The following is a 15,188-nucleotide window of genomic DNA, read 5'->3' on the forward strand; positions in this document are numbered from 1 at the left end:
GGTCGTCCGGCTTACGGTCAAGTCGGGGGCACAGGGTGAATTATGGTGTATTTGGAACTTCAATTCCGGGTTTTCGTGCTTCTTTTCTTTAAGATCACTGAGGCTGGATCGGCTTCGGAGTTTTCTGTTGTCCGCACAGTTGCACACTCCTGTCCGGTCAGAATGAAACCACCGATCGGAGTCTATCGGTTTTCTCGGACCGTTTCTCAAATAATCAGGATCATGAGGCGGAAGCCGGCAGTGAAGTGTTCTTCAACCAGGAATTCCTGATTGAAGAATACAAACATGGAACTCGAGAAGTACGTTTTTTGTCTGTGTTGATCCGGTCCGCCAACCGGATGTAGGGTGAATCGGTATCGGTTTCGTCGGACGGGCCCACGAATGTACAGGGGGCAGACGATTGTCGAGTCATTTGAATTATCTTCAAACCCGGAATTCTGTTCTGAAGATTGTGATCATGAGTACAACCATCGGATGTCGAGTGCCGGAAGTGTTTCTCTTAGTGACGTTGATGGCGACGTGCCCGGCCGCGGACCCGTTACCTCGGGCGGGAACTGTTCGTAGCGACAATGGTCCGGATCTGAAACTGGTCTGGTGTCCACCGGGACGGTTTCGTATGGGGAGTCCGCCGGATGAGGAAGGCCGTCAGGGTGATGAAGATCAGGTTGAGGTGACGTTGACACACGGATTCTGGCTGGGACGTACTGAGGTCACGCAGGCACAATGGAAATCACTTATGGGAACCGAACCCTGGCGGGAACACGGGGACCTGGAACTGTACCGTCGCGGACCGGATTACCCGGTCGTGTTTGTGAGTCATGAGGAGGCCATGTCCTGTTGCGCGAAGCTGACAGATCAGGAGCAACGTGAGGGACGACTGACTGCGGACTGGAAATACACACTGCCGACCGAGGCTCAGTGGGAGTATGCCTGCCGGGCGGGGGCGAGCACTCGTTACAGCTTCGGCAGCGACGCCTCGCAGCTGAAGGACTACGCGTGGTTTGATGAAAACGCTGCCAACCTAGGTGAGAAATATGCTCACCGGGTCGGACAAAAACGTGCCAATTCCTGGGGGCTGGCGGACATGCCGGGAAACGTTTATGAATGGTGTCGTGACGCTTACGTACGTGAGATGCCTGGCGGACGTGATCCGCTGACAACCTCGGGACCGGATCGGGTCTATCGAGCCGGCAGCTGGAGCTACGCTTCCGAATACTGCCGTTCAGCGAATCGCGGCTGGAACGACCCTGCTAATCGATTTTATTACCTGGGGTTTCGCATCGCCTGTGTTCGGCAAACTGAGGATTCCGCTGCCGCTACTGCCGAACACTGACATCGTCGGGGATGTCCCGTATGCGTCAAACGCGTGTTATCCCGTCCCGCTGATTTGTTCCGGGACCTGAAATGTTACGGTCCGTGGATGCCCGACAGGTCATGGGCTGTGAGTTGTTTCTATCCTGATTTTCGACCGTCGGGGCCAGCTTGACAACTTCGAAGCAATTGGCCAAGTCGTATTCCTGTATCTTTTCTTTCGTCAGCGAATTCGATTCCGTGAACAAAGGTGTGCCGGTAACCTTTTTAACCCTGCACAATAGGTTTTCCGACGGCGGTGAGATCGTGCACAACGACGGGAGACTGCAGTCGAAGTTCGGTAAACTCGATGATATTGAGGTCGGTACGGTAGTCCGGAACGGTGACGCCACGGTCGTGAATCCCAGAGACGACAGGTATTTCACGATTCGGGGTTTTCAGTCGCTTGCCGCGAGTACGTTCAGGAAATGATCCACATCATCGCTTCCATTGTACACGTGGGTTGACACGCGAAGGCGTCCGCAGTCGCCCCAGCACAGGATTCGATTTTGAGCCAGACGCCCGGCCAGTGCTGCGGCATCGTCCACTGCAAAACAGGTGTTGCCCGAGAGTGAATCGTGTTGGTCAGGACCCAGTAGCGTGTGTCCCTGTTTCACCAGTCCGAGTCGAAGTCGTGATGCCAGATCGCGGACATGATGTTCAATCCGTTCCACGCCAAGGTCGAGCAGCAGTGACAGCCCGCCGTCCAGGAAAGCCAGCGAAATGATCGACGGGTTGCCAGGTTCCATGCGATCGGGCATCGGCTGAACGGCCGCACCGGGACGCCGAACCGGGCTGGACCATCCGTCCATGTTGTGCCAGCCAAAACACGTTACTTTCATCTGTTCCTGCATCTGCGGACTGACGTAACAGGGAGCAACGCCGTGAGCACCCAGCATCCACTTGTAGCTGCTGCTCACGGTGAGGTCTGTGCACGCAGAGGGAACACGCAGCACTCCGGAAGCGTGTGTGGCGTCCACCGCCAAGAGTGTACCGTTTTTCTGCAGCCCCTCTGCAAGAAGCGGGAGGTTCAGGCACTGGCCGCTGTAAAAACTGACCTGACTGACGGCCATCACTCGTGTGCGTTCGTCCACAGCATCCAGGAGATCGGATTCGCGTACGATTCCGTTACGTTGACGTACCATCCGCACTTCAACCTGACGATGCTCACAGTTCTTCCATGCATAGGCGACCGACGGAAACTCGACGTCGCTGGTCACGACGTTGTCTTCGGACTTCCAGTCCAGACCACGTGCCAGCCAGTTCATACCCTCCGAGGCAGAAGGCATGAAAGCGATGTGCTGCGGTGATACCGACCAAAGTTCGGCAATCTGCTGTCGACAGCGTGTTGCGAAAGCAGCGATTCCTTCCCGACCGGCAATGCCCGCACTTTTCAGGCGCGAGAATTCCTGATAAGCCCTGTCATGGACACGCAGCCACGGTGCCTCACCTCCTGCGCACAGGTGAGTGATACCGTCCAGTCCGACAAATAAGTTAGTGGGCAGGAGTGGTTCTGTCTGCATGGACGCCTCGCTTGCGGCCGGTCACAGTAACGCCGGTCACAGAAACACCGGACACAGTAAAATCGCGTACATCCCTGGTGGATGACAACGAATCACATAACCATACCAGGAACGACAATCTGACCTAAATCATCGGCCAACAATGATACAGGTTGCCATGCGTCAACACACTGTGAGCCTGATGTCGGCTGTGTCACGTGCCGGGGTACAAAAAACGAACCACAAACCAGGATGACCGGGCGATTGCAGAGGACAGCGCCGTGCAGGGACGGTAAGCTGCTGAAAGATTGTTCCAGGATCGACACCACAGCCGTTGCTCAAACTCTGATAAATATGTATGTCGAAAGAATTTGACGTGCCGATCCGTCTGACAGCGGCGGCGATGATTGTTCCGGTGACTTTGTTGGATGCAGACGCAGCCGACGAACCCATGCCGGTCAGGTTGGCAAAGCAATTGTCAGGCAGCCTCGGGGTACAGAACGGTCGGAATGAATACCCGGTTGAGTCCGTGCGAGGTGTGTCCATGTTGACCAGTGAAATGCCGATGTCCGGTGAACAGCTCATCGGTTGTGATCGGTCCGGATCAGTAGATTTCAGTCATTAGGTTTTATTGCAGAGGACGTCTGGACATGAGTGCCACGCAGCGAACGGCGGTTTTTATATTCGTGTGTTTCCTGAATGTTTCACTTCTGCAGGGACAAACTCAGCCCGCGGACAATCGCGCAGCATCGTCCGGGGAAGTGATGTTTTATTCCGATGGTCGCCATTCAAGTGTCTATCTGTATGAACCACCGATGGGCGTTCGCCAGTACGTGGAGCCGATCGATGAACTACTTGATCTGGGGGTCGACACCATCACCTATGCGGTTGGAGATTGCAGTGTTCTGCTGTACGAGACGAAGGTGGGGGAACGCTGGGGACACAATCTCGATCTTGTCAATCACGTCATCTGGTATCGTGCCGGTCAGAACTCGCGATCTCTGATCGAACGCGGCAAAGATCCGCTCCGCGTCGTTTGTGATCATGCTCACAAACGTGGATTCAAATTTTTGCCGCACCTTTTGCTCAATATGTTACACACGCCTCCGAACCGGGTCACCAACAGTCGAGTCGCTGACTTCACAACTCAGCACCCGGAATGGCAGGTTGGTCCGGAGCCTGATTATCCGGAGTCTGTTCGTGATCAACCCAATCGTCTTTCCTATTCACGGCCTGAAGTACGTGCCAACCGCCTGGCTGTGATTCGTGAACTGGTTGAGAGCTATCCCACCGACGGCATTGAGATCAACTTTCACGATTACGTTCCGTTGATTGCCAGACGGGAAGTCTCCAGCCACACACAGACGATCACTGAATGGGTCAGAGAGATACGTGCCGTGTGTGATCGGGCAGCAGCCAGTCAGGGGCGGGAAAAGCGATTCGTGATTCGGATTGGGGGAAGTCTTGATGGAAGCAAAGCACTGGGCATGGATTTGGAGACCTGGATCCAGGAGAAGCTGGTGGATGCCGTCATTGCTATGCCGGTGACTCACGGGTTCGAGGGATCCACATCTGAGCTGCGGAAAGTGATCCGGACCGCGACTGAAGCAGGGATACCGGTCATGGCAGGACTGAACAATCATACCAGCGGAAGCGGGAGTGCCGGGAATACTCGGGACGTCTATTATGCGGCGGCCGCCAATGCCTACGCGGCAGGAGCAGCAGGAGTCCTCTTCCAGACTTATTATCCTGGCAACACTCGTTATCCCTACGACGATGCTGCTACAGGCACCGTTCGTTTTATGGGCCATCCCGATGTGCTGGTCCACAAGGACAAACGATTCCGGCTGAGCAGCAAACCCAAGCCGGATACCGTTCCCCGGGACGGCATTTCGTGGCAGCTTCCTGTCGTCCTGGAGCCAGGTGAAAACGGGCCGGAAATTCATTTGGAGGTTTCGGACGACGTTGCAGCAAAGGCAGAGGCAGGAGAACTGTGGAATTGTGAGCTGAGGATCATGTTGAGCAACATGATGCATGCTGACAAAGTACGACTGTGGTGGAACGGGGCAGAGATCCCGCCCGAACAGCAGCGAATGGCGGACTGGACCTACCAGTTACGAAAAACGCCCACGTTTCAGCGAAGTTCAGGATATCGTCTTCATGTGAAGCTGAAGGGGGAACAACTGCCCGGAGTGGGGGACAATCTTTTGCGTGTGGATGTGTTGCAAAAAGATTCCAGGCTGACCCACTCGATCAGAATGGATGATGTGGAATTGAAGGTTGAATATCTGTCACACCGGAACGGGTTACGACCTGATGAACGATAATTGATCGGTCAGGAAATCTCAGGCGTTTTCCAAAAAGCGAATCTGTCCTGAGATGCCTGGACCATAACGAGACCGCACAGACAACTTGCTGTGGTGAGTGCATTTCCCGGCGCAGTGAACTTACACGCCGCCACCCATCGATAGAGTCAATGCACAGTAAGTCAGGTAGAAGGCAAGTAAAACTGCACCGAATGGTCGAGTGAGTGTGTCTGTTTTTGACCAGCTGGCCCGGACAATTCCCGCGCGAAAACAAAGCAGGATCAGCAGCATCGCCGGAAACTGCAATTGAAAGAAAATGGGGATGACGTCGAGGCCTGCCGGGGTGACAGCTGCCGCTGCTCCGGCAACGAACAACGCATTCAGAATGTCTGCGCCGATGACATTGCCTACAGCCAGTGCCCCCTGCCCTTTGCGGACTGCGGTGATAGCAGTAACCAGTTCGGGCAGACTCGTTCCGAAGGCAACTAAAGTCGCAGCGATCACGGCTTTGGGGATTCCGGCTTTTACGGCGATGATCTTAGTGCATTCGATCAGGCCGATGCTGGACAACACTACAAAAAAGCAACCACATAGAATTGACAGTAACATCAGCACGACAGGCGAATCAGCTGCTGCTTCCGGCTCATCGTCATCCGTTGCACCCCTCGCAAGCCGCACTGACCAGATCATGTAAATGATGAGGCAGGTGATCAGTACAAAACCTGCCCATTGCGGCAAACTGGAGTTTGTGGTGAAGATGTTTCCCGGATTGGTGTACGGAAGGCTAAGCATGACCAGCAGGACGCCGGAACCGAATTGAATCCATCCCTGTCGATTTACGATTCGACGATTCAGTGGCAGCGGCGCGATCAGGCACGCGGTTCCAAGAACCAGCCCGGTATCGCAAATAATCGATCCGACCGCGTTTCCCAGAGCGATTTCTGAATGTCCGTTCACGGCAGCTAATACAGAAACCACCGCTTCAGGAAATGTCGTGCCGATGGAAACGATCGTCGCTCCCACGATGACTTTGGGGATGCCTGTCCTCAGAGACAGACTCACCGCATTGTCCACCATCCAGTCGGCGCTTTTGCCGAGCACAACGATGGACACCACCATGATTCCCCAGATCGCGGCAGTGTGGATTTCTGCAATTGATTCAAAGAGCTGTGTTATCTGTTCTTCCATGGATTTGAATTTCTGTCTTTCAATGATCAATGCAGTAAACGCAGGAGGTGTCTGCCCTGTTCCACCTGCTGATGTCACAGATTAATAATGACCAACCCGGACAGCAGGACGGGAATGACGACATCAAATGCCGGGGGCCCTGCTGTGTCGGCTTCGACGACTCTTTCCGACCTGAGCAAATGGAGACGGAATTGAACGCATACCATGACAGGTTATTCACAGACCGCAATGCAGTCTGAAACGGCCGCAACCGAATCATCGCCACCGTTGTGTTGATTCAACGAATCTCCTGCTGACTTTTAACTGTCGCAGAATTTCAGTTGTGATCAGTGACGGACCAGGCCGGTTGGGAGATCCAGTGTGTCGACTGTTTTTCCTGATGTTCCGGACGATCTGGAATTCGGGTTGAGACGAAGCAGTGCCGGGAAGGTTAACGGAGGCGATCATCAGCAACAGGATTCCGGAACGGGATCATCACAAAAGGAGCACTTACGATTCCAATTGCTCCACGCAAAATTGTAAGACCAGTTCAGCGGCAGTACACTGCCTGTCGTGGCGCAGATCGATCTCAGACCGACTGTTCGGGTGATCTGCTGACTGGTGCCGGTCAAGCTGCAGAAGCCGGGACGTTGTGAGAATTTTATCTCCGGCTCTGAGGGCGATGCTTGACCAGGCCAGTCCGTCCAGATTCTGGGGAGCGTTCGGTCCCAAATGCCCCGTGACACTGGCGGAAATTGATGCTTGTGGAGTGTGATTCAATATGCCGATGGCCATCTGTTCGCTGACAATCTGACTTACAGGACCAGGATCCTGAAGCAGTGTCTGATCTACCTGCAGCCATTCCGTCTTGGTTTCGATCTGATAGACGACAGCAGACCCGGCCAGCCATTGTGAAACTCCGGGGATTTGTCCAAGCGTTGCAGAAATGAGGCCCGCGGTGCAGCTTTCGGCAAAGACGATAACGTGATCCGTACGGTAAAGATAATCTGCAAGAGCGGCAGCCCTGTGTTTGCCGACTGTTGTTATCACCGTATCACCGTTTATTTCCGGATTTCATCGGAGCAAGTCACCAGATCAAGGCCGTCTCGACAAGCTGAGCTAAGACCGTCTTTGCTGCAGGCCGGTTTCTGAAGACCCGGGATTCCGGTACCGGTTATTGCTCGAATTATTCAGATGAACGCAATCCTCTGTTTTGAATCTTCGTAGCCCGGCAACTCCGAAAAATCTGCTTCGCTGCAGCAATATACTCAGCATCGTCACTGAATTTAAAGACAGTGGGCAGGTGATCCGGATGTCCCTCTGTAATAGTGTTATTGACTAACAGGTAAGTAAGCGGTGAACGTGCATGCAGGTTTTTCGATGGTACCACCGTTCCGGAAATTCGGTTGGCTGCGATGAAAGCTCCGATTTGTGTTGAATGATTCCGGTATCCGATCACCATTCGTTTTCATCGAGCGACTCCTGAAGTAACTGATTGCTGTTTCCGGTGAGGAATTTCGGTTCGATGGGCTTTCACAGCTGTGAAGGTGGCCAGGCCTGGAGTGTGTCGAAAAAAGAAACGGTGCGCATTAGGCTTATGGTATTCACTTTCACTGTTTTCATCCTGACCGGACTAAACAATGGTATCTCGACTCACACGGCGGCAGACGCTGTCAACACTCACGACGGCCGCCGTGACCCTGGCCCGCCGACAGCTGTCGGCGGAATCCACAGAGGCGTTCCCCCCGGTACGCACGATTACGCGTGGACCGAAACATCACTGGTTTGGTTACTACGACAAACGGGAATTCGATCCGACCGATCGTTTTGTGCTCTCCAATGAAGTTGATTTCGAGCACCGTACTCCTCGTGCTGACGACACCATTCGACTTGGCATGGTGGACACAGGAGACGGGGATAAATGGATTGAACTGGGCAAAACCAGTTCCTGGGGATGGCAGCAGGGCTGCATGCTGCAGTGGCGTCCCAATTCTGATTCCGAGGTGGTTTGGAACGATCGCGACGGTGATCAGAATGTCTGCCGCGTGATGAACGTTCGAACTCGCAGGATGCGTACGCTTCCACGACCAATCTACACGCTGAGCAACAACGGACAGTGGGCGATCACAGCGGATTTTTCACGGATTCAGCGGATGCGCCCGGGGTACGGATACGTGGGTCTCGTCGATCCGTGTGCCCGGCAGCGTGCTCCGGAGGATTCGGGTGTCTGGAAGATGAACATGGATACAGGAGAGGCCAAACTGATTTTTTCTCTGGCCGATGCTGCAAAAATTCCACACAACGGTAAATCGCTCAGGGATAAATGGAACTATTTCAACCATTTGTTGATCAATCCGGATGATTCACGCTTCATCGTGCTCCATCGATGGCGGGAAAGTACCGGACCCGGAGCAGACGCCGAGCCAACGGGTGGATTTACCACGCGAATGTTCACGGTTGGAATGGATGGGGCAGACCGCATGATCCTCGATCCGTCCGGTTTCACATCTCACTTCATCTGGCGAGATTCCAGGCACGTTTGCGCCTGGACCAGACCTGCCGGAAAGAAGGCTGCCTTTTATCTGTTCCGGGATCAGTCAGACAGAGTGGAGGTTGTTGGGGATGGGTTGATGAAGTTCAACGGGCACAACACGTATGTGCCGAATACCGACAACGAATGGATTCTCAACGATACCTATCCCGACGCTCAGACTCGAGAGCAGAAGCCCTATCTGTTTCATGTACCAACCGGTCGCCGAGTGGAACTTGGGCGATTCCATTCTCCACCGATCTACACCGGTGAGTGGCGCTGTGACACGCATCCTCGCAGCAGCAACGACGGACGAACAGTTGCTATTGATTCACCACATACCCCCGAAGGCCGCCAGGTGCATCTGATCGACATCAGTGAAATTGTCGGATAGTCAGAAAACTCAAAGTAACGTCCGGCTGAGTTGTCTTCGCAGACAGGGGGCCAGCGGCACCCGCATTCACTGGATCACACAGACTTTCCGGCGTTTGCTGTGTTGAGAAAGAATTCAGTTTGCCGGATTCAACGAAAACGGGGCAGATCGTTTAAGTGATCTGCCCCGGATTAAGCCATCATGTTCCGGGCGATAGGCCGCCACGAAACAGTTAATCTTAGTACATTTCTTCGTCGCCACCTCCTGCAGGGGCCTTTTCGTCCTTCGGCTTTTCAGCGATCAGTGCGTCGCTGGTCAGCAGAAGCGTGGAAACGCTGGATGCGTTCTGAAGTGCAGTTCGAGTCACTTTCGTGGGATCGATGACACCTGCCTTAACAAGGTCTTCAAACTTGTCCGAAGCTGCGTTGTAGCCCGAATTCCCCTCTGACTCGGAAACCTTCTCACAAATCACACTGCCGTCTACGCCGGCGTTGTCGGCGATCTGAGTCAGCGGAGAACGACAGGCCCGCACGATAATGTCGTAGCCAACCTTCTCGTCGTGGCTTATTCTGCCAGGTTTGACGGAGGTCGATGCACGAAGGATTGCGACACCACCACCAGGGAGAATACCTTCTTCGACAGCTGCTCGTGTTGCATGCAAAGCATCTTCTACGCGGGCTTTCTTTTCCTTCATTTCACTTTCTGTTGCGGCTCCGACGTTAATCTGAGCCACGCCACCTGCCAGCTTGGCGATTCGTTCTTCCAGCTTTTCTGAATCGTAGTCGCTGGTGCTGTTTTCCAGTTCACGACGGATCTGCTCAATTCGCGCCTGAATATCGGCCTTCTTTCCGCCACCTTCCACGACGGTCGTATTATCCTTGTCGACGACCAACTTGCGGGCACGGCCCAGATCGCTCAGTTCGACATTTTCCAGCTTGACGCCCAGGTCCTCAAAAATCGCCTGCCCACCGACACTGATGGCGATGTCCTGCAACATAGCTTTCCGACGATCGCCGTAGCCAGGTGCTTTGACAGCAGCAATTTTAAAGGTACCACGCAGTTTGTTGATAACCAAAGTCGCCAGGGCCTCGCCTTCGACGTCTTCTGCAATAATCAGCAGACCCTTTCCACTGTTGACCACTTTTTCGAGGACGGGCACGAGGTCCTTGATATTGGTGATCTTCTTTTCGTGAATCAGGACATACGCGTCTTCCATGACACATTCCATGCTCTCGGAGTCTGTCACAAAATAGGGTGACAGATAACCGCGGTCGAACTGCAGTCCTTCGAGCACTTCAAAATCAGTTTTAAGGCTTTTGCCTTCTTCAACAGTGATGACTCCGTCTTTGCCGACCTGATCCATGGCATCTGCCAAAATTCCGCCTATCTCGGCGTCACCGTTGGCTGCAACCGTGCCAACCTGCGCGATGGCTTTTTTGTTTTTACATTCGGTCGCCATCCCTCGAAGATTTTCCACGATGTCGTCAACTGCACGTTCCATTCCACGTTTCATCTCAAGCGGACTGACTCCGGCAACGACTGCTTTAAGGCCTTCTTTGTAGATTGATTCGGCCAATACGGTGGCGGTTGTGGTACCGTCGCCGGCAACGTCAGATGTCTTACTGGCGACTTCGCGCACCATTCGAGCGCCCATGTCTTCAAATTTTTCCGAGAGCTCAATTTCACGGGCAACGGTCACACCGTCTTTTGTGACGGTTGGTGAGCCAAAGCTCTTCTCGATAATGACGTTGCGACCTTTCGGTCCCAGTGTAACTTTGACAGCTTTCGCAAGCTTGGATACGCCGCGGCGCATGGCTTCCTGAGCTTCCTGGTCAAACGCAATCATTTTTGACATGAGTCTTTTTCTCCAAAGTAGATATTACTGTTCAAATCGTTTCTGTGAGTCAATCGTCGTTGTGTTTCACCAGGCAACAGGGTGTCACCGAGTGGCATGGCCAAAGTGAGGGACAGGGACCCTTAACACGGTCTTCAGGCAACACTTCCGGCTCGCCGAATGACTTTGAGTATCGGCAAACGAAGCCGACGGTTTGTGTCAGACAGAATCAGTGTCTGACATGTTCAGGCTGATGGGCCCGAACGAGTACGGAATCAGACTGTGGCGAGGATGTCGCTTTCACGGAGTAGAAGATAGTCTTCGTCGCCGACTGAAATTTCGTCTCCCGCGTAAGAACTGAAAATCACTTTATCACCTTCCTTGACCGTCAGTGCGACCCTGTCGCCTTCGTCGTTCACGTGACCATCGCCAACCGCAACAACCTCACCTCTTTGAGGTCTGTCTTGTGCGGAGTCCGGAAGCACGATTCCTCCGGCGGTGGTCTCTTCCGCTTCTGCTCGACGAAGAACTACTCGATCGCCCAAAGGCACGATGCGGATGCCTCCGGAAGAAGCCTTCTTCTTCTTTGCCATTTCTTTCTCCTGACCCAAGTTCACCAAACGCAGACTTACCTGCAATCATGGTTATGACTGCAGGTACAAACACATACAATTCCTGCCCGCCGAGCGAATCCCATGCCAGTTGAGCGAATCAGTTGTAAACCCTTACAGGAACGGTATTTGAAAACTTGCCGTCTGTTAGCCACTGTGGCTGTTGGCAGGGCTTTCGGTGTGCTCTCTGCCTTTTTGACACCTGACTTGAATTGAGGGTGGGCCGCTGCTGTTTCCACAAAGTCATCAATGTTGTTAAAATCGTTATATAATTCCTATATTATCATTGTGGGTGTGTACAGGCCGGGATAGCGTCTAGGGGCTTTCCCTTACTGTTGAGCTTTTGTCACAGGACTATTTTGAGGTTGATTCCTCAGTTCGTACCTGCTGACACACGCATGAGAATACTATTTCACCGTCGTGCAACTGACGCTGAGCGACTGGTTTTGCTCCCGCTGTTGCCAATTCGGTCTGAGGATCACGGGTGTTCACCACTTAAGTCCTGCCAATCCCATTCGGATTCGGTGCGAGTCAATGTTGGTGACGATTCGGTCACTCCGCAGTGGTGTTTCCCGTCACACCCGTATTCTGATGAGTCCGAATTGGCGTCGGTTACAGTATCCGAGCCCGCTCCGACGCACGAAGTCGCACAGAATCGTCTGGATCGATTCCTGCAGCGGGCAGCAAAATCTCTGCTCGATGAACGTGTGTCGGATGCCGTGATGTGGATGCAGCGAGCCAATATGTGGAAAAATCGATGGGAAACATCCGCGGAACAGGTACTGACATTATATCCCGAGCACTGGATCATTTTTTCAGCCTGCTCAACAGTCGTTGCCGATGACGACACGGCAGGCGCGTTCGCAGTTCATGCCTGGCTGGTAGCCAACAATCAATGGACTCGCGACATCGAACATGATTTTCGTAACAGTCGTGCCGATGCCGCCACTTTACTGGCACTGAATCGACTTCTGCAGCAGCGACCACAGCGTGCAGTGAAGCTGCTGGAATTCAGTATCGATGGCCATCGCCGGGCAGGAGATCTGGAACAACTGGCGGCTGATTATCTTTTGCTGTTCATGTGTCACAATGCGACAGCGAATAATTCGCAAGCGACAGAAACGCGAAAGGTCGCGACGGCGATTGTTTCCGATTCTCTCGATTCAGGCCGACATCCTCGCCGATCAGGATTGGTCGCATGGTTATTGAAACACGGACAACCACGGCCCTGGTTAATGCAAAAATGAACTAAGTGACCATGTGACTGGTTAAACAGTTCGGCGACGACCGTTACGAAATTCACTATGATCGGTCGTGGGTCTCATTTTTTCCTCAGTCAAATCCGAGTGCATTGGCATGTCTGCCGAGTCGGTATTGTTTCACCGTATTGTCGCAGGGTGCGGGTTACTGGTGATGGTCGGTCTGGCATGGCTGCTGAGCAGCCACAGACATCGATTTCCGTGGCGTATCGTCATCGGAGGGATGTTGATGCAGCTTGTTCTGGCGACAGCAATTCTGAAGACAGAACGGGGGCGCAAAGTCTTTCAGGCACTGGGCGACGGGTTCAACGTGATGCTGGGCTTTGTGGATGAAGGCTGTCATCTGGTATTTGGTGACAATTTTAAAGACTACTACTTTGCCTTTCGCGTCCTTCCCACCATCATTTTCTTTTCATCTTTAATGGCCGTACTGTATCACACTGGAGTGATGCAGTTTGTGGTACGGCAGCTTGCGTTTGCGCTGAGACACAGTCTGGGAACATCCGGTGCAGAATCTCTTTCGGCAGCAGCCAATATTTTTGTCGGTCAGACCGAAGCACCATTTGTTGTTCGTCCGTACATTGCCCGGATGACCTCATCTGAATTGATGGCAATGATGACGGGAGGCTTTGCCACGGTGGCCGGCGGGGTTCTGGCAGTTTACATCGGATTTGGAATTGACGCGGCTCATTTGATGACAGCATCCGTGATTTCGGCTCCGGCCGGTTTGTTGATCGCCAAAGTGATGCTGCCCGAAACGGAAGTTGCCGAAACGTCCGGATTCGAGCCGTCGATTATTCCTCGCGAAACCACCAATGTCATCGAAGCCGCCGCGAGCGGGGCCACCGAAGGACTTAAACTGGCACTCAACGTCGCCGCCATGCTGATTGCGTTTGTGGGGCTGATCGCGTTGTTTGATTATGTGTTGAGTTCGGCGTCACTGTTTGTTCTGAATACGATGATGGGGCGACAGGCAGAACAGGGACTGACGTTGGCGTATGTTTGCGGACATCTGTTTTATCCACTGGCATGGCTCATGGGGATTGAATCCCGCGACTGCTTCAATGCCGGACAATTACTTGGTCTGAAGGTCGTGGCCAATGAACTGGTCGCGTACCGTACGATGGCGTTGTGGATTGCGGAGGATTCGAGTCAACCGGAGATCTCAGCGCGAACGGCCGTGATTCTGACTTATGCTCTGTCGGGATTTTCGAATTTCGCTTCGATTGGTATTCAGGTGGGAGGAATCGGGGGCCTTTGTCCCGAGCGTCGTGAGGATCTTGCACGGTTGGGCTTGCGGGCTATGGTCGGCGGTATGCTGGCGTGTTGTATGACGGCCTGCGTAGCGGGGGTACTTGTATGACTGTGATGTGGTTGTGTATGGAACATAACTTGTCACAGTCTGACAGAGGAACCGGCTGTCTGTTGGCGATGACCGGCAGATTTTCGGCATACCCTTCAAATCAGTTGACCGGTGCCACATCCGGAGTTGGACTTCCGTCCGGTAGAACCTGCGGAGTCCAGCCACTGCCCGATGGCATAGCCACTACGCCGCTGCTTACGTAATAAACACCGAAGACCAGAATTACTAACAGTCCCAGATAACCGATGACCAATCCGGCCATTGCCAGATTTCGTCCTTCCAGTTCCGAGTGACTCTGTTGGATTTCGCGGAGTGCCATGTGCCCGCATACCACAGCTGCAATGCTTCCGATCAGTGGTATGAAAGAAAGCACCAGGCTGTAAAGAGCCAGGTTTGCCACCGGGCTGTGGCCCCGAACCTCGTCACCGGAGGATTCATTCGGACCCGGTGCGGTGGCTGTCTGTCCGGAAAACAGTCCTGGCAGGGCCTTGTCTGCTCGTTTCCATTCCTCCATTCCATGCGTCCAGACGAGATCATCAGCATTGAGGGTACCGGTAATCTGCGAATGTTTGAGGATCTCCATAGAAACAGGACCAAGTTGTTGGCCATTGTGATTGTAGAACCAGCCCGCAGAACTTGGTGCAGCGGGCGCCGTCCCGCTTGGGGCGGAATGCACGTTGGTATCAACAGTACCGGTTTGACGCATCTTGCGTTCACCCTGCGCTTCGAACAGATCGGGAAATTCGTCGGCCGGTTTCCAGGAACGTCCATCACTGGAAACTCGATACTGGCGCCCGAATCGACCACGTTTTGCCATCTGACGAAGACGTTCGACTGTGAATGGCCCCTGTCTTTTACCGCGCACCTGGATATAAAATGATTTACTCATTTGA

12 protein-coding genes are annotated in these 15,188 nt (G+C 53.5%); 6 read left to right on the top strand and 6 right to left on the bottom strand.

The genetic code is table 11. The features are described 5' to 3' along the window. The first annotated feature begins 457 nt into the window (after positions 1–457). On the top strand, positions 458–1,333 hold the full coding sequence (locus tag MK110_08190) for a formylglycine-generating enzyme family protein (GenBank protein MCH2211268.1): 876 nt from the start codon (positions 458–460) through the stop codon (positions 1,331–1,333). Positions 1,334–1,748: 415 nt separating this feature from the next. Here the strand turns inward: MK110_08190 and MK110_08195 are convergent, their stop codons facing one another. Continuing rightward, positions 1,749–2,873, bottom strand: a complete 1,125-nt coding sequence (locus MK110_08195; protein MCH2211269.1) for an aminotransferase class V-fold PLP-dependent enzyme — start codon at positions 2,871–2,873, stop codon at positions 1,749–1,751. A 337-nt stretch (positions 2,874–3,210) separates the two neighbouring features. Between MK110_08195 and MK110_08200 the strand changes: the two genes are divergently transcribed. Together MK110_08200 and MK110_08205 are read left to right on the top strand one after the other, a co-directional pair. After that, a complete protein-coding gene (locus MK110_08200; protein MCH2211270.1) occupies positions 3,211–3,477 on the top strand; it encodes a hypothetical protein in 267 nt (88 codons plus the stop codon). 25 nt (positions 3,478–3,502) lie between these two features. Beyond that, positions 3,503–5,179 (top strand): family 10 glycosylhydrolase, encoded by a 1,677-nt coding sequence (locus MK110_08205; GenBank protein ID MCH2211271.1) that lies wholly within the window; start codon positions 3,503–3,505, stop codon positions 5,177–5,179. A 120-nt stretch (positions 5,180–5,299) separates the two neighbouring features. Here MK110_08205 and MK110_08210 read toward each other — a convergent pair whose 3' ends face one another. After that, entirely contained in the window at positions 5,300–6,346 is a 1,047-nt protein-coding gene (locus tag MK110_08210; GenBank protein MCH2211272.1) for a sodium:calcium antiporter, read from the bottom strand. Positions 6,347–6,835: 489 nt separating this feature from the next. Further along, a complete protein-coding gene (locus MK110_08215; GenBank protein ID MCH2211273.1) occupies positions 6,836–7,375 on the bottom strand; it encodes a CinA family protein in 540 nt (179 codons plus the stop codon). Between the two features lie 590 nt (positions 7,376–7,965). Between MK110_08215 and MK110_08220 the strand changes: the two genes are divergently transcribed. Continuing rightward, the gene (locus MK110_08220) at positions 7,966–9,249 is read left to right on the top strand and encodes a hypothetical protein (GenBank protein MCH2211274.1); all 1,284 of its coding nucleotides are present in this window, start codon (positions 7,966–7,968) and stop codon (positions 9,247–9,249) included. Between the two features lie 217 nt (positions 9,250–9,466). On the opposite strand, the gene groL is transcribed toward MK110_08220, so the two are convergent. Together groL and groES are read right to left on the bottom strand one after the other, a co-directional pair. Next, positions 9,467–11,083 carry a chaperonin GroEL gene (gene groL, locus MK110_08225; protein ID MCH2211275.1) on the bottom strand — a complete coding sequence of 539 codons (1,617 nt, stop codon included), beginning with the start codon at positions 11,081–11,083 and terminating at the stop codon, positions 9,467–9,469. A gap of 254 nt (positions 11,084–11,337) precedes the next feature. Next, on the bottom strand, positions 11,338–11,655 hold the full coding sequence (gene groES, locus MK110_08230; GenBank protein ID MCH2211276.1) for a co-chaperone GroES: 318 nt from the start codon (positions 11,653–11,655) through the stop codon (positions 11,338–11,340). A gap of 416 nt (positions 11,656–12,071) precedes the next feature. On the opposite strand from groES, the gene MK110_08235 reads away from it, so the two are divergent. Both MK110_08235 and MK110_08240 read left to right on the top strand, forming a co-directional pair. Continuing rightward, entirely contained in the window at positions 12,072–12,920 is an 849-nt protein-coding gene (locus tag MK110_08235; GenBank protein ID MCH2211277.1) for a hypothetical protein, read from the top strand. A gap of 109 nt (positions 12,921–13,029) precedes the next feature. Beyond that, positions 13,030–14,295, top strand: coding sequence for a hypothetical protein (locus tag MK110_08240; protein ID MCH2211278.1), 1,266 nt, complete (start codon positions 13,030–13,032; stop codon positions 14,293–14,295). Between the two features lie 100 nt (positions 14,296–14,395). Here the strand turns inward: MK110_08240 and MK110_08245 are convergent, their stop codons facing one another. After that, complete coding sequence (locus MK110_08245; protein MCH2211279.1) at positions 14,396–15,184, bottom strand: GYF domain-containing protein; 789 nt, start codon at positions 15,182–15,184, stop codon at positions 14,396–14,398. Positions 15,185–15,188 lie beyond the last annotated feature (4 nt).

Origin of the sequence: Fuerstiella sp. (genome assembly GCA_022447225.1) — a bacterium.
Classification (GTDB): Bacteria; Planctomycetota; Planctomycetia; order Planctomycetales; family Planctomycetaceae; genus S139-18.